This is a genomic window from Microcystis sp. LE19-10.1B (assembly GCF_027530565.1).
Classification (GTDB): Bacteria; Cyanobacteriota; Cyanobacteriia; order Cyanobacteriales; family Microcystaceae; genus Microcystis; species Microcystis aeruginosa.
The window spans coordinates 1-3,364 of record NZ_JAPZQM010000721.1 but is presented as its reverse complement, the minus strand read 5'-3'; the positions used below and the strand labels follow the sequence as shown (position 1 = coordinate 3,364).

2 protein-coding genes and 2 pseudogenes are annotated in these 3,364 nt (G+C 42.4%); 1 reads left to right on the top strand and 3 read right to left on the bottom strand.

The window, feature by feature from the left end; genetic code table 11:
* Positions 1-12: 12 nt before the first annotated feature.
* Positions 13-135 (bottom strand): annotated as a pseudogene (locus O9332_RS25625) (transposase family protein); the annotation flags it as partial.
* 472 nt (positions 136-607) lie between these two features.
* Here O9332_RS25625 and O9332_RS25620 point away from each other — a divergent pair.
* Positions 608-1,726, top strand: a complete 1,119-nt coding sequence (locus tag O9332_RS25620; protein WP_002760780.1) for an NAD(P)/FAD-dependent oxidoreductase — start codon at positions 608-610, stop codon at positions 1,724-1,726.
* Between the two features lie 55 nt (positions 1,727-1,781).
* On the opposite strand, the gene O9332_RS25615 is transcribed toward O9332_RS25620, so the two are convergent.
* Positions 1,782-3,173, bottom strand: a complete 1,392-nt coding sequence (locus O9332_RS25615; protein WP_288027890.1) for a DUF8451 domain-containing protein — start codon at positions 3,171-3,173, stop codon at positions 1,782-1,784.
* Positions 3,174-3,232: 59 nt separating this feature from the next.
* Positions 3,233-3,364: pseudogene (locus tag O9332_RS25610) on the bottom strand (IS630-like element ISMae24 family transposase); the annotation flags it as partial.

Genomic DNA, 3,364 nt, shown 5'->3' with positions numbered 1-3,364 from the left:
TAGCTCTCTCTAACCTGAGTATCCTAGCATTGTTCCCAGTATTATTACTACTAATACTATCCATAAAGGGTGTCTTTTTCCTTGATCTTTCCGAAAGTCCTTGACTTGTTTCAGTTTTTCTATTAAGCTCAACATATATTTGAAAGGTTGGCGGTCACTTCTCATTTTACCTGATAGTGATCGCTTTTACTTTTGATATTCTGATGGGAGAATGAAACAGCCCTACCCGTTGGGGCGTGGCGCCGCCCCCAAACCCCGGAGCGCATTAGTTTTCCGGTGGGATGCTTACACGCAGCTGCTGATATATTTGTAATAATTTAAAAGTCACTGATAATTGCTGATTGTCCGTATTTCTGCAAATGTGAGATGCAGCCTCAAACCTTTTTTAGTCCTGTTGCTGCTAGAAAAATAGCCCCTAGAGTTTATAGAGTTCTTGCATAATTAATTTTTGAGAGGGCAAAAATGAGAAAAATAGACATAAAATTGCGTAAAATCCCTAAATAGAGCATTTAATTGATTAATGCTCATTCTTAATTCTCCTGACGACCGGCTACTGGCTCCTGACTCCTCACCTAAAGGAAGATTTTTGATTTTTGCAAGAGGTCTTATGACTAAAATTGTCATCATCGGTGCGGGAATAGTGGGGGCCACCATTGCCTACGAATTAAGCGCCATCGAAGGATTAGAAATTACCCTCATCGATGAAAAAAAACCAGGACAAGGAGCAACCGGGGCAGCTTTAGGGATTTTAATGGGTATTATCAGCCATAAAACTAAAGGTAGAGCCTGGAAACTGCGGCAAGAAAGTTTAAAACGTTACGAAACCCTCCTTCCTGAGCTAGAATCCCTCACCGGACTGACTATTCCCTGTAACCGTGATGGTATTGTCCTACTGCGATCGAGTGCCGAAGACGAAGAAAATTGGCGCAAGTTAGCCGAAATCCGCCAAGAACAGGGATATTGTCTAGAAATCTGGGATAAAGAGACTTTAAACCAAAAATGTCCCCAAGTGGCCAGCGATCATCTCCATGGTGCCATCTATTCTCCCAGGGATCATCAAATTAATCCGGCCCTGCTCACGGAAGCCCTCGTCGATGCTGCGGCAAGAAGGGGGGTAAAATGTCAATTTGGGGTAAAAGTTGAAAATTTTGGGAAGACAGAGCTTCATGGCTCTAATTTGAGGCAATGCACCCAGGTTTATAGTTCCAATGGTATAGAGGAAACCGACTTTTTGATTCTTTGTGCGGGAATTGGTTCCACTGCTTTAACCGAAACTCTTACCCATCCAGTGGAAATCCGACCGGTTTTAGGGCAAGCTTTACAGATAAAATTGACGCAACCCTTAGAAAGTTCCGATTTTAAGCCGATTTTAACGGGAAATGACCTGCATATTCTGCCTTTGGCCCGAGCGGAATACTGGATTGGGGCAACGGTGGAATTTATGGACGAAAAGGGCGAAATTATCGCCGATACTGCCCTATTAGAGCAAGTGTATCAACAGGCGATCGCTTTTTGTCCCTCTTTGGCCGCGGGTGCGATCGTGCGTACTTGGTCCGGTAAGCGACCGCGACCGGAGAAAAAATCCGCTCCCATCATCGAATATTTGCCCGGATACGATAACGTTATTCTGGCCACGGGACACTACCGTAACGGGGTTTTATTAGCCCCCGCTACCGCTAAAATCGTCAGGGAAATGTTAAGTGATAAGTTAGCTATCGATCGCTAAATTAGTGGCTTGCCGATGTAGTCCCCTTAATCTCTCGGATTTGAGGAGCGGGTGTTTACTCATCTTGCGCTGATAGGAAATGCGATCGAGATACTGTTCGATAAGCTTGTTGAGGATGGTTCCTTAGTTGGGGGTGTTTAAGCTCCAGCAATCTCTCATCTATCATCGGGTTGACATAGTGATTACGAATAGTATCAGGTTCTCTTCCGAGCAGTTGAGCTAATGTTCCGAGGGGTAGATATTGTTGGGAGCATAGTTCAAGAATCACTTTTCGTACCGAGTCTTTACTAATGCGGCCTTTTCTGCGTATGGGTTCAGCAATTGCCTCTAACTGTTGGTAATGTTCGGAGCTTGGTGGGTAATGTTCGGAGCTTGGTAATAGAGAAAGTTGCGCTGAAAAATTCTGGTTCGGTAGGGTGTAGCGTGTTCCCCGACACTTACCTGACTGGTGTAACCAGCCATTTTGAACTAAATTACGAAGGCGTTCGCTAATATCTCTGGGATGTTCTGATCGATAACGCTGAATGTCAGTATTACTAATTTCCTCAAACTGATGCGCTAATACTAATATTATCCTATCAAGATCACCTAACTGACGGTAAGCATCCCCGATAATCCTTTTTAATTCCACTTCAACTGCTTCGGGAATAAAACTTGTCATCGGTAAATTAACAGATGTAACTTCTAGGTCAAGTTTTTCCGAAACTAGGGGACTCAACCATTGTTGTTCTTTCCAAGCACGAAGAATTTTCCCAAATCCAGAGCCAGCTTTTTCACCTAATCCGAGCATTTGAAACATTTTTTGTAGATGAGGATTACGAGGATCGCTAGTACCGCCTTCATAGAGACGCTGTAGGGGAATTCTCAGACGACCAGGATTAGAAAACAGATAGCCATCGATAGATTTTACCACCTTTATAGGCCGTGACGACTGGTGATCGGCGTGGATTAAAGTATTAACTAAAGCCTCTCTTAAAGCTTCATGAACATGGGTTTCATCTTTACGAACGGCATCTTTGTCTAATTGAAAAGGAACATCTAAATTATTAATTAATCTGCCATAAACACGATAATAAGAGTTAAGTAAATTAGCTTCCCATTTACCATCAAGAGTTAAGCGATATGTCCATCTTTTTTCAGGATCGTCAGATAATTTTTCCTGATAGTCGAGACTATAATGGGGGAAAGCATCTAAAATACTGCGTTCTCGTCCAAACATGAGTAAACCCGCTACAGTTAATCCTTCTTTGCTAGAATTTCTATCTCGTCGCCATCCTCCTAACTGATGGAGTAATTGTTGATCATTGTATGCTAACCAAGGATGATCGGGTTCGCGATTGCTGAACCGTTGGCGAAATACTTTCAGAGTATCAGGATCAATATCGTTGAGATTAAAATTATCTAAAACTTGAAAATCTTGAGGTTCATTGCTGGCATCGCGAAACATTTGCTCTATTTCCTCCTTATGACAGCGATAATCTCCCTCATAATTTCGCTTATAAGTACCTAGGCAAAATTAATTACATACTCGCCTCCAAAATTGTCCAGCACTTTTTTAACGTAAGCGAGGAGGCTCTTTCGGTCTTTATAGGCGCTAAATTCAATCCATTCATATTTTAAAAATCTCCATAATATTTC